This window comes from Bradyrhizobium sp. USDA 3256 (assembly GCF_054058275.1).
The window spans coordinates 921,966-943,158 of record NZ_JBSSAE010000002.1 but is presented as its reverse complement, the minus strand read 5'-3'; the positions used below and the strand labels follow the sequence as shown (position 1 = coordinate 943,158).

Below are 21,193 nucleotides of genomic sequence, written 5' to 3'. Positions count from 1 at the left end.
ACGAGGCGGCCAGGCACCATGTGCTCAGGTAGGGCAGCCTGCTTTGGACTGAACAGAACCAGAAGCAGGATCAGGTCGATCGACGGCTATGCACGTGAACTGATTTTTCGATCTCGGCCCTTTATTTTGCCCGGGATCAAACATTCTTGCCTGCAAACTCTCGAATAAGACCGAGCAGCGCGTCGGGGACGATAAGCCGGGACGAGAAAGAACCGCCAGATCGCAGCTGAACGACAAGTTACTGCTCGGGCGCCGCCGTAGTTTACAGAACGGCTCGGCGCAGTGGGTGATTGAATAGTGCAGTTCGCGGCGCCGTTGCTCGCAGCTTGAAGCGTTTCCGCGTTCAGCATGTCGTAGTTTTGCGAGCCTTATCGAATCGAAGAGCAGGCAGCACGCCGCGGCCGCGCATCGAATGCCAAAAAGACAGTACGCGCTCGACCACTTGCAAGCGGTGGCGGTGGTGTAGCGACGACGATGAGGTCGCAAGTTGACCGTCGATCATTGCAGAAGACGATGAGTCGTGATTTGGGCGCGAGCGCGCCTGGCTGTGTACGTTACGTACATAGCTGCTGTAGTGGCAGCTACTTTACCCGACATTTGGTTAGCTCTTTGCTTACGGTGTGATCTTGCGACCTCAGTGGTAGAACCGATGCAGGTTCATGATTCTGTGCGAAACTATGCTGCGAGCGCTAAACGTTCCAATTGAGTCAATTCGTACTGTTGTAGCCATAGCCGAGACAGGCAGCTTGACGAAAGCCGCAGGCCAGCTCGGGCTTAGTCAGCCCGCGGTCACCGCTCAGGTCAAGCGACTGCAAGGACTGATTGGCGGGCAACTGTTTGTCAAAACGCCCAATGGCACGACCGTCACCGACCTCGGCGAACTCGTCCTCCAGCAGGCTCGTATAATACTCGAGGCTAACGACCAAATGCTCAGGCTTTCCGGTCGTGGCAACCCGACCGTTCATCGTGTCGGCCTCAGCAGCCTCTTTGCTCAAAGACTTTTGGAGCGGGCCGGAAAAGACGACTTTTCGGATCTCTTTATATGCGCCGATCATTCCAGCGCGATCCGCAAGGGTCTGATCGAAGGCTACATAGACGTAGCCTGCATTTTCGCTACGGATGCGGATTCCGATCTTTCAAAGACCATCCTTGAAGAACGGGCATTCCCGGCCTCCTGGGTTCGCTCGCGCGAGTTCGTGCACCGTCCGGGCGCTCCTATTCCGATAGTAACCCATCCTGATCACGACTGGATGATTGCTCAGTTGGACAAGATGGGGTCGGCCTACAAGATTGTTCTTCGCGCCTCCGACCACCTGGTGAGACTGTCAGCCGTGCGCCTTGGTGTTGGTCTGACTGCACTGCCTTCCAGCGTGCCTGACGATCTGGTTCAATCGCCCGACTACTACCTGCCGCAACTGTCCAATCTAAGGGCTCTCATCTGTGCGAGGCCGGGGCTGCGAAAGGAAGTTGCGACCAGGCTTTTACAAAGGGTCAAAGGAATATTCGACGACAAGCACCATCAACCCACCGTGCTAGTTCAGTAGAGACCATGGATAGACGGTGACCCCAATCGCGGATGGCGGTCCGCCGACCGTCGGAAGGCCCTGCCCGCCTGGGACTAAATCAGGGTCGGATTTAGGAACTCCGCGATCTCCCGGTGCGAACGAATCACCTGCGGAATCCTGCTGATTGAGAGCAGTCTTTAACTTTGTTGTTTGCGGCGCGACAAGCCGTTTCTGCCGAAGCCAATAAGGCTCGAAGAACTTGATTGCATACGGAGAAAGGCCGCTCTCGAAGAGATAAGCAGGTCAGCCCAGCAGGCCTGTTTGCCGCTGGCTGGGCTTTGGGAGATTCCGACGAGGCCGATTGTCCGCATCAGTTGCGCTGGACCGCTGCTTCATCGAGCGGGAGTTTGCGACTTCGGAGGTGATGTACTCGGGTAATTGAGCTACTAGGATTATCGGAACATAGGGCAATCTCGCATGCCCCCGGCCGAGCCGTCTACTACGACTCTCGCGCGCGCCTTTTACCTAATTCACCGACGATAGTCACGCTTCCCTCCGGAAACGTGCGGTGATTTTAGTGAGCTACCTAAAGCTTCGATGTGTTGCTGACATACAGATCCGCGCGACGTTTCTAGTTTCGCGATGGCGCGTTGGCCTACGTTTAGTTCACGCGCCAGCTCTTTCTTGCGAGCGCGCGCCTGCGCGAAGTTTGGCGGCCAGGTGATGTCGTCTCGCTTGAAGCAAGAATCGAGGATGCACAGCGTGCTGTCCAGCCATCAGGTCGTCCCTTCCTTCTTAAGGCCTTCGAGATGCCCGTCGCAACGCTTGTCAGCGAGGGCAGCATTCTTCGTAGAACATGTCCTTACCCGTCTTGCCTCCGCCGATCAGCGCCGCGCCGTAGAAGAAGCCGATCCCATGAAAATTCTCATCCAAATTGACGCTGTTAGCGGCAACCTTCCCGATCGCCAAGCTCACCTTCCGGCAGTCGGCTTCCCACAGTTTCTCAAACTCGCGCAGTCACTTGAGGCTGTATCGTACATTCCTCGTCGCACGCCACAAAGTCATCCGTCGAAGCGCGCAACTGCGCGCAAAGTTGACTGTTTTGTGGGGAATGACGGCCAAAAACTACGCACGCGCGAATTTCAGCAGAGGCTCAAAATCATGATTGTCAGCGGCCTTGAGCGCAGCCACATGTGTTGCACGGAGCGTTCCGGTGTCCTGGATACTCCCGCCTCCCCACGTGAATGGCTTCCCGCCAAGTTTCTCGACCAATAGATCGGCCATCATTCGGGCATGGCGGCCGTTGCCATTCGGAAAGCCGTGGATCTGCGTAAGACGATGATGCAGCCGTATCGCGATTTCGTCGGGCGTTGTTCTCAACCCAAAATCGCGCGTTGTCGAACATCATTGGCATCTCGGCGGAGATCAGATGCGACGCGATACCAATATTGAGTTCGTTCTGGCGGTAGCCGCCGGCCCATTTCCAAACCTCTCCGAACATCTGCTTGTGCAGGGACATCGAAAAATCTTCATTGAGCAGAGCGTCGGCGCCGCCACGGCGACGACGCGCCCATGCGGCGCCATCCACGATATTTTCCTCTTCAGCCTCGTTGAGATCGGCGCGGGTCGTGATCCATGTCTGAATTAAATCGCCGCGTAGCGCCGGATCAAGAGGCGTTGCGTCGTTGGGCTCCCGAAACAGGTCCGTCATGGCTCATCCCAGAGATTCCGCTCCTTCACCTTGTTCCGGATGTACGCTTCGAGACGCGCGTCGGTATTTCTGTCAGGCGTTTCCTGTGCTTCGAGTTTCATCGTATGCGCAACGCGACCGAGGTCGCGCAATGCTATTGCGCGCGCGCGCGTGCGCACGGCGCCCTCAAGCGAGTCGTTAGGCACGAGTGCATAGACGAGCGTGCAACCAAGTGCTTCGGCCGCACGGCGCAAGGTCTTCAGCTGGATCGTGCGGCTCTCTTCCGAGGCTTCGATGGCCGCGACGCTGGACGGCCGTACGCCGAGGCGGCGCGCGAACTGGACGCCACTCATACCCAGCGCATCGCGGACGGCGCGGACCCACCCCTTCGGGGGCGGGTGGAAACGCTCAACTGGCTTCAAGGGCGCGAGGCGCCCATCAAGGCGGTCGCGAGCGCGCTGTCGTGTTTCATTTTTCGTATTCGAGCCTAATAATGCGGCCTTAATATTAGACTGCAACCTAATAATAGTCCACAAATTTTAGGGTACAACCTTCTCATCGGAAAAATTAGGCTGCAATCTTAAGATGCGGTCGCGAGCGCGCTGTCGTGTTTCATTTTTCGTATTCGAGCCTAATAATGCGGCCTTAATATTAGACTGCAACCTAATAATAGTCCACAAATTTTAGGGTACAACCTTCTCATCGGAAAAATTAGGCTGCAATCTTAAGATTCTGACTAATATGCTTTTATAGCGTGATTTCATGGACTTACGGGTCATCTATTTCTGAGGGACCGCCTGTTGACGGGCCTTCGCGTTTCCCATGAGCATCCCAGATATGAGGGTCATGCCCGATATGCCACCCGCTCAACCTGGTTCACGGACAAGGCCACCGCTAAGCATCGCATGGAGCTTATCCAGCAGTGCACCGGCGTTTTTGTTGATTTTGCGGACTGTCGGGTCAAGTTTCAGATCGGCCATTTGATAGACGGAGGCGCGCTCGTGCACCATCTCTTTGATCGTCTCTTCTGGATTATCGGTTTGCAGTAGCGGACGCGCCGTATCCTTGGCCAAGCGCTTGGTGATCGTGTCCAGATCGGTGTTAATCCAGATCGAGATTCCCTTCTCGCGGGTACGATCGCGGATCTTCTCACTCATGAAGGCGCCGCCGCCGGTTGCGAGCACAATGGGGCCTCGCTCCAGCAATTGCAGGATCTCTCTCTCTTCCATATCCCTGAAATACTGCTCACCATGGTCTTTGAAGATCTCGTTGATCTCTTTGCCGGCCTTGGTCTCGATCACTTTGTCGGAATCGACGAAATCGAGGCCCAGCATATTCGAAAGCTTGCAGCCGATCGAAGATTTCCCGGCGCCCATCATGCCGACGAGCACGATCGGCCTCTCGCCCAAGACTGCAACGATTTGTCCGGCCATGGGAGAACGCTTGGGCATCTTGGGCTCGGCATTTCGCAATGCAAGGACCGCGCTGGCATCAGCGGTGCCGTCTGCTTCTGCTTCCCAATTCGGGATACTCGTCGCTTGATCGGGAAGTGGAACCTCGTTAACGATCTGCCTTGCGCGCTGCACGAGGCGCTCGACTCTGGATTGATCCATTGTCCCTCTGCTGCCTCGCTGCAGCATCTTGTAAGTATCGTGATTGGCAAGCTTGGCCTGGTAGCTGGCTGGTGTATGGAACTCAACCTCGAAGCGGTAACCTTCAGGCATCGCAAAGATAGTTTTGATCCCGACATAAGTGGGATTTCGCATCCTAAACCAATTGGTTGTGCTGAGCTCGGTACACCCCTGCTCATCAAAGGCAAGCACGGCTTTCCTGAAGCCCGTTGTAAAATCGCCGTCAGGGATTTCAAAGACGTGCCGTACGGCGTTGCTGATCAGCTGTGAGGTGGTGCCGGAGGGGAGGCTCTTGCCGGTGAGTTGGTCGGTCAATGATTGGTCAGTCCGCAGGCGATGCTGATCGTGCGGCAGATTCACCTGAATGCCGTGTTGTTTCTCTAAGTTCGCCACGACATCGCCGACTGTTTTCGTGATCGCGTCATCTTCGCGTCTTGCCCGATCCGTCTCGCGCCTGGCGCGTACGGCGGCCTCCTCGCGGCTCAGCGTAATCATCGCGCCGTCTTCGGCCGTAGGCCGGGCGTCGGACGGCTTTGGCAGAATACCGCTTTCCACGCTGAGTCTGATCGAGGCTTCCATGACGGAGGCTGCCAGCGTCGGATTGTCCTTCAGACCGGCCAACGTCGCCTCGACGTCCAACCTACCGCGGTTGAGATGAGCCGCCATGCTCTTGGTATAGGGCGCCGACTTCGGTGTCGGGGTTGCCTGCAGCAATTCCTGCAAACGTTTGCTTTTGGCCGCGTACAGCCGAGCACCCGTGTCGGATTTATAGGCGTCGGTGCCAACCTTGACGCCGAGGCTCAGGAAGTTGTTCGCGCTTTTGACAAGGTCGTCGGCAACGTAACCATCGGGCAAGGGATGCATACGCGCGGGATAGTTGTCGACGAGAAGCTGGATACGCTCTCGCGGCTGAACAGCTGCCGGGTAAGTCTCCGCCAGATCCGGGAACAGTTCGCACAGCTCCGCACTTAATGTCAGCCTTGCGTCATGCGGCCCGTCGTGCGCAGCGCCCAAGGATTGCTCCCAGGCCTCGAGGTCGGCAATAAGCCGATCAGCCATTTCGCGGGCGACCGGATGGCGTGCCGCCTTGATCTCGGCTCTCGCTCGGTCGAGCTTGCCCTCGATATCCGTCCGGCTCGCCTGTTCCTGGTCCAGCAGTTCACGCAGCTCGCGCTTGAGTTCGTGGTGAACACCTTCGTAGGTGCCGAACAAGGCACGCTCGGCAAACCAGTGTCGCGCTTCATGCGATTGGCCCAGAAAGCTTCGCAATAGGCCGGTATAGGTTTCCAGCACACCCTGCGTGGCGGCGAGGATTTGGCTCGAGCGGCTGAATTGATACCGATTGTCCTCGATCGCGGGGGTGTGCGATTTCGGCGGCTTGAGCGAACGCACACCACGCGCCTGCTCCTCCTGATCGAATTGCCGCACATGCTGATAGAGCGCGGGACGGTCACCGACGATGATGACGGCGTCTCCGTCGAAATCGCCATCGAGGCGTTTCTGTTCGACAGGCGGCACGGCAACCAGCGAGCCCGGCGCAAACACTTCGGTCACCTGCAGGATCCCGACGGTCTCGAGCGCGGTGTCCTGTTTCGCGCGGTCCTTACTGCTCGTCCAGCTCGAATGGATCTTGACGTCCTCGGAAGACATGACGAGGTCGCGGTCGGCAAAGTCAGCTGGCCAGATCTCGTCCGGCACCACGATCAGCAAGCCTTTTGCAAAGAAGGTAGGATCGTCCGCGACCAGTTCGTCGTGCGATTTCTGGGCGACATTCAAGCTATATTGTATGGCAACGCACCGATCGAGGAATGCCGCCGTCGGGTCCCCATCGGCTGCCGATCTGACCTGCTCAGCTGAAAATGGACGCAGGTTCGGCTTGTCGTACGGCGATCGCCCGACCAGCACGCCCGTCGTGCCCGCCAAGGTGTCGCTCTTGATGGTTGGCACATGCAGACGCCCGTCGCTTGAGGGGACGGCAACTGCGGCAGGAGCATCGATGTGTGCGGCTGTCACGGTTCGATAGAGCTCCTCGGACGTGAGTTCCTTGTTGTCTCTGCTCTTGAGCCAGATCCTGGCCTTCTCTCTTGCCTCCTCCGCGACGGTCTCGCTGCGAGGATAATGATGCAGCGCAGAGGCAGGCAGGGATGCTCTCTTACCCTCGGCATAGGCTGGGAGGCGATCGGGACCATTCTGGTCGCCGGCGCGGCAAACGGCGCGCATTTTCTCAGCCAGTGAGGTCTTGATGAATCCTGTGCCGTCATGCGGTCGCAACGCGATTGGACCTTGCGGTCCAACGAGCGCGAATGCGTGACCCCGCTCGGCAGGCCGGTCGGGGAGAAGAGAGATTTTGAAAGCGCCTTCGAGGACGCTGTCCTGGGGCGTGAGACCTTTGATGGATGGTGAGCCCGCAAATCCCCTGCGCTGCGTATAAAAGTAAGCTTCCTTGAATGGCCCCCAGGCGCGCGACAGTCGCTCGAAATCCGTGCCCGCTGCGGTGTCGGCATACGGAATTGCCAGGAGCTTGCCGCCGGTCTGCTCGATCCGCCGCCCGCCTGGCGCGCGCGCGGCGACCTGCGCCAGGGTCAATCGCGGCGGCTTGAGCTTGCTGCCGCCGAATAGATCCATCCGATATGGCACGCCATCGACTGCGAGCGTGCGGGTCAACATGAAGCTGCTGGGTTTTCCAGGCAGCTGCACCGCGACCACCGGCACTTTCCCCTGCGTCAGGCGATGAAAGACCGAATATCGTACTTCCGACTCCATGGTCAGGGGCTGCCCCCGCATGTCGACGACCGGCAGCTGCATCAGTCCGGCATTGCCCTGCGGTGGACGCGGCTCGTGGTCCATGTCGCGCAACACCTGGTGGGCGTTGAATCTCGCGGCAGGACGTTGAGCATGGACCGTTGCGACATTCTGCTCGAGGAACGAATCCAGCGCATCGAGCGGGTTATCCGCCTCGATGTCCGCAATCAGGTTCCAGCTCATATTGGACAGATCGCGCTCAATCAGATCGCGTGTGCTGCGCAGGATCTCTTTGGTCCCGCGCTCCAGCTCCTGCCGCCTGATCCGCAAATCCGATTGCTCGCCTTCGACATAGGGGCGTCGATAAAGCTTCTCGAGCACCACACGGGCTTTAAGGACCTGATAGATCGACAAAGCGGGGGTGCGGCTCGCGTGGGGGCCACGGATCCGCTCCGCATCGGTCGCTGCCAGATCCGCCGCGATCTTGTCTTGCGTGACGCCTTGAATGTCGTTCAACAGGTTCAGCGCTTGCCTGCGATGCCAGCGCAGCTGCTTCTGCGAGCTGCGCGCCAGGGGCAAAACAGCGACACTGAGGTGACCCATGATCTCGAGGTTATGCTCGGTGGCAAAATCGTCACCGGTGCTCAGTTCCGCAAGCCTGGTCAACCCCAACGGCGCCAGCAAGGACAGATCGTCAAACAGCCGCGCCTTACCCAAGGCTTTGAAAACGTTGGCGATGCTCAGAACGCCAGCTTGCCGCAGGCGATCATTCGCATAGTACAGATGGTGCGCGAGCTTGTGCAGGCGGTTCTTCAGAACAGCGGCTTGATCGTTCTCTCCACGATCTTCGGCTTCCATCGTGCAGCGCGCCAGAGCATTGGCAAGCATGCCGAGCTCTGCCGTGGTGAAGGCATTAAATCGCCGCGCTCCGCTCCCAAAGCTGCGCGCGATCTCCATCACCGCCTGCCGGCACGCCTCCTCTTCCGGCCATTTGGCAAAATCATGCACGAGGGTCGCGACCGCCAATGGCTCGAGGTCAGACAGTCCGCCCTCGCGACGCATCATGCCGCGGGCGATAGCAGCTGTCGCCTCGCCGCAGCGTTCATGTTCCAGCTTGCCAAATCCATTCGCAAGATTCCGCAAATTCTGCTGGGTAAAGTCGGACAGCCCATCACCCCGGCCGGCGCGGCCGCAGATTTCGGCCGCGATTGCCAACATGGCCTCGCTACAGTTCCTCTCGCGTGGCCACTTGCTGAACCCGTTGACGAGGTTTGCAAGTCCTTGCGGAGAAACTTCAGCGAGCCCGCGCGCGCCAGCCGCGCGGCGCGCGAGGTCGCCGCCCAGTAAAGCTGTCGCCTGTGCGCAGTCGTTATCGTCTGCCAGCTTGCTTAGACCGTTCACCAGCATTGACAAATGTTGGCTATTGAAGCGAGCGAGCGAGTTGGCGCGGTGACTGACCAGTTCAGTGGCGATCGAAACCAGGGCTGGGCCAGCGGCCTGTCCTGGCCACTTGGAAAAGCCGTTCGCCAGATTTGCCAGGTGCTGCTCACTGAAATCAGACAGTCCGCTGCCCCGGCCAGCGCGATCGCGCAGCTCGCTAGCAAGGGCGACGGCCATGGAATGGGAGCTCAGCTCGCCGGACCACTTGCTCAATCCGTTCGCGATGTTCGCCAGGTCCTGCGGACTTGCGTTTGCAAGGCCGTAGTCGCGCTCAGCGCGGCGGCTAAGTTCCGTTGCAATCGGCACTGCGGCTTGACCTGCCCGTTCCGGCCATTTGCTGAAGCCATTCACCAGGTTCGCCAGGTGCTGAAAGCTAAAATCTGGGAGCCCGTCGACGCTCGTCGCGCGGCGACGGATTTCGGCCGCGATCAAAGCTGTCGCCTGGCCACAGTCTTCTGTCGGCCATTTGCTAAAGCCGTTCACGAGACTAGCAAGATCCTGCTGATTAAAGCGGGTGAGCCCGTCTGCGCGCGCAGCCCGAACCACGATCTGCCTTGCGACCTCGACCGTGGCCGCGCGGTTGACATTGTCGTCCGCCAATATGGTCTTGCCGAAGGCGTTCACCAGGTTCGCGAGCTCCCGCTCGTGAAAACGCGGGAGCTGGACGCGGCGGTCCACGACCTCGCGAGCGATCGCGCTTATTGCCTGGAACGCTTGCGTCATGTCCGGCCATTTGGCGAATCCGTTCGCCAAGCTTGCTATGTCCTGGGGGTTGAATTCAGACAGACGGGCCGGTCGGTCGGCGCGGCGAAGAACCTCACTGGCTAGCGTGCGCGCAACGTCCTCGGTTGGTACTTGTCCGGTCAACTTGCTGAACCCGTTGACGAGATTGGACAGATCCTGTGACGAAAAATCCGAGAGTTGAGCTGGACGCTCGGCGCGGCAGACGATCTGCCGGCCGATCTCGCTGCTGGCGCGAACACATACTTGCTCTTCCGGCCTGTTGGCGAAGCCGTTCAGCAGCATTGCCAGGTCCTTTGGCTTAAAGCCGGTCAGACCCGGCCTACCGCTTGCGCGACGATCGATTTGGGCCGCGATCAAGACTTCGGCGTGGCCAAGATTTGCGTCTTGCGGCCATTTGCCAAAGCCGTTGACGAGGTTCGCCAATTGCTGCTCATCGGCACGAAAGAGCCCGCTTGCGCCGCGATGGACGAGTTCGCTCGCAACCGCAATTGTGGCTTGACCGCAAGCCTGCTCCTGCGGCCACTTGCTAAAGCCGTTCACCAGGGTGGAGAGGTGTTGTAAGGCAAAATCGGTCAACCCATCGGCCTCAACATGGCCTGCCACTGCGACGGCGGCGTCGCGGCAGGGCACCTGTTCGGGCCACTTGCTGAAACCGTTGAGCAGCAAGGACAGATCCTGACTGCTCGATCTGTTAAGCACGCTTGGTTGATCGCGGCAGAATTCGGCGATCCGGATCGTCGCATCGCGACATTCCATGGCCCGGGAGTGGCGGCCAAACGAGGAAGCAAAGAGGGAGAAGGCTCTGGGATCGACCCGCTTCATAAGGGCACTGTCAAGGCGCGACAGACGAGCCGCCAGAGCTCTGCAAGCATTTGCCCCGGCCTCACCTGCCCGGCTGACCGCGTTGCATGCCATAGCGTAGGCCCATGAGGAGCCGATGTTGTTTTCAAGCTGCGGGACAAATCGCGTCTCGAAATGTGCAGCCGCCTTTTGCTGGAATTCGGCGAGTTCCTGGCCGCGGAATTGTTTGCCGTGACGCACCACGGCACGCGAGAAGGCATCGATGTTGCGAGCGCCGGCGATCTCTGCGAGCGCGGCATTGAGGTCGTCCGAATCTCTGGAGTGAGCTTGCGATGTTACCTGGCCAACGTGCCGGCCTGTGGCATTGTCACCGCGCCATCCAGGTGCGCCACCTGGTCCTGCGACCGATCGAGGTTGGGGTGCAAGCCGGCCTCTTTGCTCGGGGTCGTAGCGGCCCTGAGTGCGCCAGGGCTGCGCTTGCGGACGCGCGTCAGTAGCCCCCCGGCAAGCTGCGCCACCGGGAACATCATAAGGCTGCGGATTCTGCTGCGCGGGCGCAGCGCCTAGATGCCGTCGGTCCCTCTGGTCCTGCCGACCGGGAACCGGGCGGGCATGTCGCTCGAGTGCACCTTGCTGCGAGCTGGCGGCCATTCGATCGCTCTGCCAAAGCTCTCCACCTCGGCTCGGAAGATCGTCGTAGGCGCCTGGTGCGACATCGCCTCGATAGGGTTGCGTGGAGTCCGAGGCACGAAGGGGCGCCGCAGGCATATCCCAGCCTGACGCTCCATCGCGCCAGTTGGAGGCGAATTGCGGTTGCAAGGCCGGACCGCCACCTTGTGGTGATCCGGCGCCTCGATCGGCACGCCACGACCCGCGGTTTGAACGCGACGAGCTTGCATCCGGATGCGGTGCGCCCCAATGACCTCCACGATCTCGCTCAGGTCCTCGACCATCGGCTGACAGCGCGGATTGCTCCTCGAGGCGCCATCCTTGCGCTCCGCTGCCTTGGCCGAAACTGGCTTCCATATGCGAATGCCGCGGCCCTCTCGGGAAGCCCCCAGCGGCTTGATCGCCGTGCCAGGGCCTACCTGAGAAACGTGAGGCGCCAGCATCGCGATCAAACCGGTCAGGGCCTCCACCAATGTTGTGTAATGGCATATCATCGATGCGCCAGGCTGGCATTTCGCCAGGGCGAACGAAGCGGCCTTGTACAGTGAGGCCACGCGCGCCTTCTCGCTCGCTTTCCTCCACTCGATCAGCACGCCAGCGTTCGCCTGCCGGACGCGCGCCGCCTGCGTTCCCGTGTGGGGCGCCATGGCCGGCACCAAATCGCTCAGGGCGTGGGCCGTCAGGCGCCTGAAAGGGCCTGTTATTGGTGTGCCAGCCGGCCGGCTCGCCACCGCGATTAAAACCGGCTTCTATGTACGGGCCGCGCACAATAAACTGCGAGCTTCCATCCAATCGATTGGAACGCCATGGCTCGTCTGCCGAATGCGCGGAAGCTGCGCCCTCATTTTGTGCGCGCTGATGCGATTGATCCGGTCTCCAGGAATCCGGAGAACGGGCGCTCGGCGAGGATCCATCGTCGATGCGCGACCTTCCTGCGCTATCGCCCCTGCCGGGCAGGCGCCCTTCCTCTCGGAGCGCGCGCGCTTGCGAGGTTGACGTCTGCGGATCATCGAACGAGGATCTTGCACCGGTACGCAGCGCGCCGGCGCCGGCGGAAGAGCGGAGATTCTGGTTGGCTCGGGTCGCGTTGTGCAGCGCATGCGCCAACATCCGATGGGCAGCGGAAGTTGGACGGACAGGCCGGTCCGGCAGACCGGCGCTTGCGGGGCGCTCGCCACCAGACGAGGACGTTCGCAAATCGTCGGGCTCGGAGCGCATTTGATCCACGACAGAGTTGAATGATTGACGCTCCTCACGCTCGCCAGCAGCCGTTTCAACGCGAGCACTATCGGCATTGTCGGCCTCGGTGCGGCCAGCCTCCGACATGAACGGCTTGCCGCGCTCATCAATGCCCCGCATCTTTTCATCTCCGATCTAGACGGGACAGCACTACCTACCCGCAACAAATTGGTTCCCCGACGAGGACATTCATCACGAACGGCGGGGTGAGGCAGATACCGAGTTCAGCTGACGGAAAGCTGACGTGACCTGATCGTGAAAGTGGATCTGTCTGCTCACAAACGCCGGCCGCGGCCAGTGCGACGTGCCGGCCGCCGGCAAGATGAGCCGCTCGGCCACGACCACTTCCTGCTAGCGCCGCGCCTCCGTTTTTTCAAAGTGGAGCCCGGTGGCAAAAAGGAAACCGGATCGGCAGGTGGCACGCTTCTCGTGCCCAACTTCCCGACCGCTTTGGCCGTCCGGAAAAGCTACCGACCAGTGGCCTGAACAACTGCAGTGTATGGATAATACCGGTGCCGATCGACAGAAACCCAATGCAGGAATTGGAGCGTGGCTTTTTTGCAGTCAAGGGCGAAGCGTTTGGACGAGTCAGAAGTCCCGCCTCGTTCGGGACGTGGCCCGCGGCGCCTACAACAGCCTCGGCGTCGGTACCACGCAGCTTTACGACAAGACCGTCGTCTATAACCACAAGCGCCACGGCGAATCTCAGCTCGGCAATCGCAAGTTTGCCTTTCGCGTGAAACCACGCTTTCCCAAGTCGCTGACGCGGGAGTTTCTGCTCGTTGATCTGGTCAACAACGTCGATCGGCTTGCCGAAGCGAAAGACGAGGTTCTCAGGAGGGTCGCCTAACGTGCCATGTCATCGGACCGGCGGCGCCTGCAACAGGCGGTTCGTTCCTATGGAAATGAGCGAACAAGGAAGTTCTTCGATCGCGCCTTGAAAGCGAGCGGGTCGCATGCCGCGTGATTTCCTTCACAACCATCCGCAATTCGGCGACTTGATCCGCATCGTGGCGGAGGAAAAAGGCATCGATCCAGCCCTGGTCGAAAAGGACTACTGGATCATGCATTGCCTCCATGGACTCCAGCAGTTTGGCTTCACGTTTCAGTTGAAGGGCGGCACGTCGCTTTCCAAGGGGCACGGCATTATCGGTCGCTTTTCGGAGGACATCGACATTCTCATCGAGCCTCCGGCTGAGCGGGATGTAAAGACCGGCAAGAACCACGATAAGCCGGCACATATTCAATCCCGGAAAGACTTTTACGATTGGCTGGCGCAAAGCATCAAGATCGATGGCATCGCCACGGTCGAACGGGACGCGGACTTTGATGATATCCCGAAATATCGCAGCGCGGGACTCAAGCTGACCTTTCCCAGCACGGTCGAGGCCATGGAAGGTCTCGCGACGGGGTGTTGCCCGAAGTTGGCTTCGACACCGTTGCACCAAACGAGCCGAGGGACATCAGTTCGTGGGCCTATGACTACGCCGCGGGCAAGGTCGAGGTCATCGACAACCGGGCCAAGGCTGTCCCTAGCTATGACCCGCGCTACACCTTCGAGAAGCTGCAAACGGTGGCGACGAAGCTCCGTCATCAGCAGGCTGACGGCAGCGCCCCTATTGAGACATTCACCAACTGCTTCAACGCGACGATGTCCGAACCTACATTGGCACCGAGGCCTACAACAAGCACAAGAATGATCGCTTTCCGAAAGCGGACAACAAGGAGATCGCCACGAACGAGGCCTTCACCCCGAGCGACGCCAAGACGCGCGCGCTCTATGCCGACGCCTATGAGCGCAGCAGCGCCCTGTACTATGAGGGCAAGTCGAGCTTCGACGAGATCCTGGCGGAGATCGGAAATTGGATCGGCAAGCTTTAGCAGTTCTGTCATAAGAGAAGCGGAAACACATTTCTGAATGCTCAAACCCAACATCGCGGACCAACAATTCTCAAAATCTGCACCTTGATCGTGATGAGAGGCCCAGACAAGGAAGATCATCCACCATCGCCGAGGGGCTGAGACCGGTTCATGATGGTCGAGTTCAGCCGCAACCAACGTGTCCGTGCGGGAGCGGACTACGACACAAACACTGCCGCGGCAGTCTTGCGCCTGATCCCTTCCCGCAGGACCTCTTCCCAAGCGATGTCGATAGCTTAAGCGAGCGCTATAACGATCGCGCGAATGCCATGTCAAAGCATGCGGGCTGGAGGCGGCGGACTCTGTGGCCGCCGAGTTGTGGCAAGATGCCTATCTTGGCGCATCTGCTGATATGCAGGACGACGGCAAGAATGTCATCAAGATCAACCGCGGGACGGGGCTTCTGTTGCGCGATCTGTTTGATCAGATGCTTTCGCACCCCAACAATTTGCCCCACGTAGGATGGCCTAGTGCGGAGATCGTTCGCAGAGATTATCAACCGAGACGCAGCTTCTATGATCTGACGACCACCGCGCAACGCAACTGGCAGCCGAAGGACCCAGCACGCGCGAAGTACGCCTCAGATCTCGCCCTTCAGCTATTGATCACTTGTTCGACCATGAGTTGGGCCACATAGTCAACGGTCAGACCGCTCTGCAGAAGCAGGTCACCGGCTCCAGCCTGACCTCAGAAGCGGAATCGTTCTCTGCGCTGGACTACCAAGCTGTCGAATTTCAGGCCGATTGTTTCGCGATCGGACAAGGCTTGCACCGGCTTAGCACACGACCAGCCGTCGCTGCTAAGCGGGTATATGACCTATTGTGCGTGAGAACTCCGTCGAACACATCCTTGCACAGAAGAAACACCCGCCCGCGAACATCCGACTGCGGTTGATCTTGGGTTCAAGCGTCGAAGTGATGCTGCATCGCAAATTGATGCCCATGCCCACGCGCAACTGCTGCTGAGGTTGCAGACGATGGCCTCGCGTTTGATGTACTCAGCGCAAAACGGAGATTTCCTCGCCTTTCCTTCGTGACACTCCATCTACGAAGGGTCGCCATCATCCCCACGTCTCGGCAACAATGCGAGCAGGATGACCGCCAGCAACGGCGAGATCACACAAGCGAGAACGAACCATCCGAAAGGGACGACGACCGGGACCGGTGGCAGCAACCGCGACGACAATCGCGAAGATACCCCAAATGAGTATCTGTTCCAGCGTGCCCCTTGCGCGACCACAAAATTTAGAGCGCAACCAAATGGCATGCACATCCGAAAACGCACTGACGCGGGAAACACTCAACCACTGCTTGCGCTGCATCTCGGCTTGCGCTTGAATGAGAAATCATGCGGAGCGGAGTTGTCATTTTGCTCTTGGGCGTCACAGCCCTCGGGGCCTATTCGATTGGTCGTCAGGATGCGCCTGTAGCGTATCCGCCGGTGCCGTCTGCGCCATCGCAGACCGTTGGACCCGCAACGCCACTCGCTATGACTGATGGGCCGGTCATTGTGATGCAGCCGAAACCACCCACGACGCCGGCCTCTGGCGTCGGCGACAGCGCGCCCGTCAACAAGATCAACGTCCCCGACAAGACTTTGCCGCCTGCCCCAAAGCGCAACATTGAGGCCGCGCTGACGGCCGCTGCGATTGCCTCGATTTTGATCAAGACCAGCCGGGGTCAGTACCACGCGACGGGTAAACCCTGCGCTTGCCCAGATGACGTGAAGCGGAACGGCCGAGCCTGCGGCGCGCGAAGCGCCTACTCCCGACCCGGCGGCGCTGCGGCGATCTGCTACCCGCATGACGTGACGACCGCCATGATCGACGCCTATCGCCAGCGAGTGATGTCGAGATGAACCGAGCGGCAATCGCGCTACGGATAACGGTGGCAACCACGATCGTGCTTTGTGCTGTTCTTTCTTTAACGCTGGCGCACAGCCGACGGATGTCGAGTGGAAGGTTTACGGATGTTCCGACAGGGCAGACGTGTCAACGACAGCTTCAATGCGTGATCGGCAGTCAACAGCCGTCTCGAACAGGCGTTTGGCGGGGCGCCATCATCGTCGATGGCGGTGATGGGGTATGGTCCTGACCAGAAGAGGCCAAGCACCAATGCGCTGGTGACCGAGGTTGGTGTGCCTGAACGTCGGCGCCGGAGGCCGCCGTGAAGACTATTTTGACCGTCGTTCAGCTAGTCGTCTCCACCCGGTGCTTGGGTCCAATTGCGACCAGAGTGCCCCATCAGCTTCGATTGGATGCGAGCTAGCGCGTCACTGAGCCTCGCCGCTTCACTAAAGCGTGTCTCCGGGTATGGCGGCCGCGCGGAAGGATCGTGCACGAGGGCCTCCGCTGTATTCGAGAGCCGGCGGAGGGGCGTCCTCAGCCACTGCGCTGCACATAAGAGCAGCGCTAGTGTGGCAATGGCGCAAGCAACGAAACTCCTCCAGAATGATCGGATCAAGTTATGGGTGGACGCAAGCGCCTCGTCGGCACTCTGCCGAACCAGAAGAGACCAGCCGAAGCTTGGAAGGTTCGCGAAGCCGACCGTGGGAACGATCACCGTGAAGTAGTCCCTACCGTCAGGCCAACCTTCGCGTAGAGACGCAGTCGTGACGCGACTAGCCGCAAGCGCGGAGCCGATGTTAAGCGGCTTGTTGATGAGATCCGGTGGACCAAATAGGACGGTTCGATCACCCGAAAGCAGCAGCACGTCAATGCCGGGTACTTGCAACGAATCCATGCCTTCTGCAACCCATTTCCAATCAAGGTGAGCGCCGATGACACCGGCAACGGAGCCGGCGTGGCGCAACGGCGCAGCAAGGTCGATAAAGCGATAGGGCTCAAGGGATGGAGGCAACTGGGTGGCCAGTAGTTGAGCGGCATGCACATCGATAGCCGCTGGCGAGACAAGGCCCCGCCTAAACCAAGGTCGCTGTGCACCGCTTACTCCTTCCAGCATGCCGTCTTTAGCCACAAGAATGGTCCCTTCGAGATCCGCCACGCCGAGCCAAGTGTAGCGCTGATCAAGGCGGCTCAAGAAATCTATGTGTTCTCTCGCCTTTTTTAGATCTGTTGGGTCAATGAGCTCAGCGGACCGAGCTACATCCATCCAAACCCCATAGAGCCGGCGGGCCAACAGCGCGGAGCTCAATTCGCCGCGAATCCTTAGAGCCTCGAATTGCAGCTGCTCTCCCCGTTGCTGTAGTAAGGCCGTGTAGATTGTTGCGGTCACGATCGCAGGGACCAATATGAGCAAGGCGCCTCCACAGAACACCAAGGACAGTAGGCTAGGTCTTTTCGGCATCTCGCGCTCCTCAACTCGTTAGAGCTCGCGCCAACTCACGGATCATTTGCAAGACGTTTCCTCGATTGGCCCCTGGCATGGCGGATTCGGTGTGAAGCTTCTTGATAATTTTCACCCTTTGCTCCGGAGTTGGAGAGAACTTAAGTCGATAGCCATCACGTGTTGTCGCAGCAACATGCGCGTCCACTCCGCTAATCCCCGGCAGGTTGAGCTTCCCTGCTGCTCCAGCGGAAAGTCCGGATGGACCGCTGATTCGAGCGCCCCCACGGCCCAGATTGAGAAGCCATCCGCGATGCTTCTCACCTTGGATCACCAACGTGATGGGTTCTGGGATCTGGCGCTGAGGTCGATCGTATCGCGGTCGTTCGATGCACACCACGACTGCTACTAGCAACACCAGAATGTTATAAACCGTCCAGAACATCACAATAGCCGTGCCGTCGCCCGCGGTAGCGGACGTATTGAAGACGAAATCGGAGTTCAGCGGCACGATCAGACCACCGATCGTCAGTCCGAGTAGGAGTAGGAATGGTCGCATCAATATCCATTGAACAACGACTTTGGCACGGTCGCCGCCTTTGGCCGTCACCGAGAACTTATGCGATCCCCCGGTCAGCAGCCCGAGAGCGGCTGCCTGGCTGATGGGCCAGGCCGCGATCAGCTGAGCCGTATCGTTGAGAAGCGGGACAAATAACCCTTTTGAAAGCCAGTTCAGGGACACCAGAACCATTAGGTAATAGGGTACATAATATTTGATAATTTCCACCAACGACGCGTTCACGATGGTGATGCCACACCACCAGTACAAGAGTGGGATGATCAGGCTGGCAAGCCTGAAGGGAAAGGTACTGAGCCAGTAGAGCAACGAATCAATAATGCCGATTCGATGCATCAGACCAAGGCCGTGCATGCCAAAGGGGTTGTATGAGTTGCGGACAATCTGCATCAGGCCAAGGCACCACCGTCCGCGCTGAGTGATATATTCTTTCAATCCCTCGGGAGCCAAGCCTTCCGTCAACGGCTCGTTAAGGTACACCGTTTGCCAGCCGTTTTCCGCGAGCTTAAGCGTGAGCAGAAAGTCCTCGGTTACGCTTTGTGTCGGAATCCAGCCAATCTGCTCGACGGCTTGGACCCGCATTACGGATGAGGTTCCGCAGCAGATAGCAATGCCCCAAGCGTCGCGCGCTGGCTCAACGTTGTCAAAGAAATGACGTTGCTCATCCGGATATGCGGTGCTTATTCTCAGGTTATGTTGGATCGGATCAGGATTGAAGAAGTGCTGAGGGGTCTGCACGAGCGCGACGCTTGGCTCGTGAAACAACGCTAGCGTCCGCTCGATGAAGTCCGCATGGGGAACGAAATCGGCGTCAAGTACAGCAACAAAGGCCGGGGGATCCGGATCTCGAGCGCGCGCGCGAAGTGCATGATTGATGTTCCCCGCTTTAGCGTGCTCCTTGTCCGAGCGTGCCAAATATCCGATTTCGTGCAGCTCGCAGAGTTGCTGCACCCAATTCCTGGCACCGTCGTCGAGAATAAAAATCCGAAGTCGAGGATGGCGGATTTCTGTCGCGCCGACGATCGTGCGCTCGAGTACTTCCGACGGCTCGTTGTAGGTCGTGATGAAAACATCCACGCGCGGCGCTTCTCCAGGCGGCCACCATTCGGAGTGCTGGTCTGCTTCGGCCGTCCGCTCCTTCACCCGCGACAGTATAAAAAACGCAATGCTAGAGGACAGCACTGTCAGCGCTTCGAGCAAGGCGAATCCCCAACTGAACAGCGCGTCCGCAGTCCAGTCGAGTGGCGCCAGCGTTTCGGTGAAGCGCCAAGCCATATAACGCCAAGACAGTAAGCCAGCCGTCCCCAGGAGCAGAGCGCGCCAATACCAGTTCATAGGATTAAGGAACGGAAAGATGGTAAGGCGGAGGCCAATTATGAAAGCAGCACCTGCGAAGGCAGCAGCGATTGGTGACAGCAGAAGCATCAGAGTCCGTACCGCGTGATAAACTGACGGAATTGAGCGATTGGGCCGGCTGTGAAGATAACGCGTCCAGTACGCCCAATCGCGCAGCTGAGATCTGGCTCTCCTGCGAGGTCTGAAACAGTCACGGTGACATCAAAGCGCTGGAGATGTTGTGCACTTGGACCAACCGCAAGGTTGGTGTAGAGCGAGGCTGCACCGGCTCCGCCAAGGCGGGTTATGGTTCCATTGAAAATCCGATCATCCCCAAACAACCGAAATTGGACGGCCGTTCCGACCGAAAGACTGTCGTAGAGAGATTCGTTGACGCCCGCAGTGACGATCAGCGTACTGCAGTCGACGATCTTGACGAGATCCTGGCCGCGCCGCGCATATTGGCCATCGTCTACTAATATGTCCCAGACTAGACCAACAACGCTGGCATTAAGCGTAGCGAAACTCAAACTATTGGCACGAAGACGCTCGGCAGCGATTTGGCCGTCGAGCTGGACAATACGCGCTTTCACCTGCTCTTTGTCGACATTCAGCTCGGCCAGCCGCTGCTCGAGCTCTCGGATACGTTGAGCCGAGGATGGAGCGTCGTTATAGGACTCCCCGATGAACACGCCGTCGCGAGCGGACGTAAGTTCCGTCTCCAGGTAATTCACTCGCTGCTGCGCACTCTCCAGTTCTTGCTGCGCAACGTCGTAAGTTGCGCGAGCGCGATCCAGATTCGCCGCCGTTTGTACACCACGCGTGCTTAGTTCGTTTGCGCGCTTAAATTCTGCGTCCGCCTGACGAAGGCGCGCGGCTGCAGCGTCTTGAGCTGCTTTCGTTTCGGCAATTCGGGCCTCGATCTGCCGAACCCTGCCACGCTGGTAATCAGTTGATTGAGCATCGAAGCGAGACCTGGATGCGGACAAGGCCTCTCGCTGGCCAACGAGGCGGTTCAGCTCAATCTGCTGGTTTGCGCGATCGCGATCGAGCTCAAGTAGCCTCGCGGTATCGAAGCGCTGGTCGTTGATTTCTGCGATGAGCTCGCCGCGGCTCATGCGGGCGCCGATGCTCTTTACGACAAGCGTTACCTTTCCTTCGATTGGGGCGCGAACGATGTAGAGTCGAGCATTGAGTGTAGCATCCGCCGATGTTCCAGCGAAGTGCTCGCCGATAACAACGTACAATCCCACTGCCAACAGCGTTAAGCCGACGATCGCACGTACGAGGCTCATAAGGACATTCCAACTGCATTTATGATGGGAGGGGTGGCGCAGCGGTATTCGCACACGGGGCAAACATATGCTGTGCAGCCTGAGGTCGACTCTATTTCCCCTAAGCGACCCTCCGCCCCTGCTCTGGATTGCCAAGCCCGGCGCCGCTCGGATACGACTGTTAGCGGCTCAGGCGTCATTGATCAGACTAACAGGCTAGTAAAGAATAGCTTTGCGATCTCAGCGGCAGGAGGATCCGTCCCTTCAGAAGTAACAACGGTGATAAATTCGTTCCTGCAGTTCCAGCAGCGCCAAAGATTTTGAACTTCCCGCACACCGATG

General features: G+C 58.9%; 12 protein-coding genes and 1 pseudogene. 5 read left to right on the top strand and 8 right to left on the bottom strand.

What is annotated here, in order from left to right:
* Nucleotides 1–659: 659 nt before the first annotated feature.
* A complete protein-coding gene (locus tag ACVWY5_RS06080; protein ID WP_321177625.1) occupies nt 660–1,544 on the top strand; it encodes a LysR family transcriptional regulator in 885 nt (294 codons plus the stop codon).
* A gap of 789 nt (nt 1,545–2,333) precedes the next feature.
* Here ACVWY5_RS06080 and ACVWY5_RS06075 read toward each other — a convergent pair.
* From ACVWY5_RS06075 to ACVWY5_RS06055, 5 genes and pseudogenes are all read right to left on the bottom strand, one after another.
* Nucleotides 2,334–2,474, bottom strand: coding sequence for a hypothetical protein (locus ACVWY5_RS06075; RefSeq protein ID WP_321177126.1), 141 nt, complete (start codon nt 2,472–2,474; stop codon nt 2,334–2,336).
* A gap of 156 nt (nt 2,475–2,630) precedes the next feature.
* Nucleotides 2,631–3,216: pseudogene (locus ACVWY5_RS06070) on the bottom strand (mobile mystery protein B).
* Nucleotides 3,213–3,701 carry a mobile mystery protein A gene (locus ACVWY5_RS06065; RefSeq protein ID WP_028337917.1) on the bottom strand — a complete coding sequence of 163 codons (489 nt, stop codon included), beginning with the start codon at nt 3,699–3,701 and terminating at the stop codon, nt 3,213–3,215. Before ACVWY5_RS06065 ends, ACVWY5_RS06070 begins: the two are co-directional and overlap by 4 nt.
* A 360-nt stretch (nt 3,702–4,061) precedes the next feature.
* A complete protein-coding gene (locus ACVWY5_RS06060; RefSeq protein ID WP_321177127.1) occupies nt 4,062–11,204 on the bottom strand; it encodes a shikimate kinase in 7,143 nt (2,380 codons plus the stop codon).
* Nucleotides 11,117–11,869 (bottom strand): hypothetical protein, encoded by a 753-nt coding sequence (locus ACVWY5_RS06055; protein WP_028337833.1) that lies wholly within the window; start codon nt 11,867–11,869, stop codon nt 11,117–11,119. Before ACVWY5_RS06055 ends, ACVWY5_RS06060 begins: the two co-directional genes overlap by 88 nt.
* Nucleotides 11,870–13,074: 1,205 nt before the next feature.
* On the opposite strand from ACVWY5_RS06055, the gene ACVWY5_RS06050 reads away from it, so the two are divergent.
* From ACVWY5_RS06050 to ACVWY5_RS06035, 4 genes are all read left to right on the top strand, one after another.
* A complete protein-coding gene (locus tag ACVWY5_RS06050) occupies nt 13,075–13,311 on the top strand; it encodes a hypothetical protein (RefSeq protein WP_051376395.1) in 237 nt (78 codons plus the stop codon).
* Nucleotides 13,312–13,417: 106 nt separating this feature from the next.
* On the top strand, nt 13,418–14,161 hold the full coding sequence (locus tag ACVWY5_RS06045) for a nucleotidyl transferase AbiEii/AbiGii toxin family protein (RefSeq protein WP_431016665.1): 744 nt from the start codon (nt 13,418–13,420) through the stop codon (nt 14,159–14,161).
* A gap of 524 nt (nt 14,162–14,685) precedes the next feature.
* Entirely contained in the window at nt 14,686–15,018 is a 333-nt protein-coding gene (locus ACVWY5_RS06040; protein WP_321177128.1) for a hypothetical protein, read from the top strand.
* Nucleotides 15,019–15,869: 851 nt separating this feature from the next.
* On the top strand, nt 15,870–16,238 hold the full coding sequence (locus tag ACVWY5_RS06035) for a hypothetical protein (RefSeq protein ID WP_051376397.1): 369 nt from the start codon (nt 15,870–15,872) through the stop codon (nt 16,236–16,238).
* Between the two features lie 335 nt (nt 16,239–16,573).
* Here ACVWY5_RS06035 and ACVWY5_RS06030 read toward each other — a convergent pair whose 3' ends face one another.
* Genes ACVWY5_RS06030 through ACVWY5_RS06020 form a run of 3 tightly spaced genes read right to left on the bottom strand, consistent with a single transcriptional unit; the run spans nt 16,574 to nt 20,872 of the window.
* Nucleotides 16,574–17,638 carry a hypothetical protein gene (locus ACVWY5_RS06030; RefSeq protein WP_321177129.1) on the bottom strand — a complete coding sequence of 355 codons (1,065 nt, stop codon included), beginning with the start codon at nt 17,636–17,638 and terminating at the stop codon, nt 16,574–16,576.
* A gap of 58 nt (nt 17,639–17,696) precedes the next feature.
* Nucleotides 17,697–19,667 (bottom strand): glycosyltransferase family 2 protein, encoded by a 1,971-nt coding sequence (locus ACVWY5_RS06025; protein ID WP_028337838.1) that lies wholly within the window; start codon nt 19,665–19,667, stop codon nt 17,697–17,699.
* Nucleotides 19,667–20,872, bottom strand: coding sequence for an HlyD family secretion protein (locus tag ACVWY5_RS06020; RefSeq protein ID WP_051376398.1), 1,206 nt, complete (start codon nt 20,870–20,872; stop codon nt 19,667–19,669). The genes ACVWY5_RS06025 and ACVWY5_RS06020 overlap by 1 nt, the downstream gene beginning before the upstream one ends.
* Nucleotides 20,873–21,193 lie beyond the last annotated feature (321 nt).

Bases quoted from the DNA above. Each gene is read 5' to 3' on its own strand.
- ACVWY5_RS06060 (WP_321177127.1), bottom strand. From the start codon at position 11,204: ATGGCCGCCAGCTCGCAGCAAGGTGCACTCGAGCGACATGCCCGCCCG.
- ACVWY5_RS06045 (WP_431016665.1), top strand. From the start codon at position 13,418: ATGCCGCGTGATTTCCTTCACAACCATCCGCAATTCGGCGACTTGATC.
- ACVWY5_RS06055 (WP_028337833.1), bottom strand. From the start codon at position 11,869: ATGGCGCCCCACACGGGAACGCAGGCGGCGCGCGTCCGGCAGGCGAAC.
- ACVWY5_RS06025 (WP_028337838.1), bottom strand. From the start codon at position 19,667: ATGCTTCTGCTGTCACCAATCGCTGCTGCCTTCGCAGGTGCTGCTTTC.
- ACVWY5_RS06080 (WP_321177625.1), top strand. From the start codon at position 660: ATGATTCTGTGCGAAACTATGCTGCGAGCGCTAAACGTTCCAATTGAG.
- ACVWY5_RS06035 (WP_051376397.1), top strand. From the start codon at position 15,870: ATGACTGATGGGCCGGTCATTGTGATGCAGCCGAAACCACCCACGACG.
- ACVWY5_RS06020 (WP_051376398.1), bottom strand. From the start codon at position 20,872: ATGAGCCTCGTACGTGCGATCGTCGGCTTAACGCTGTTGGCAGTGGGA.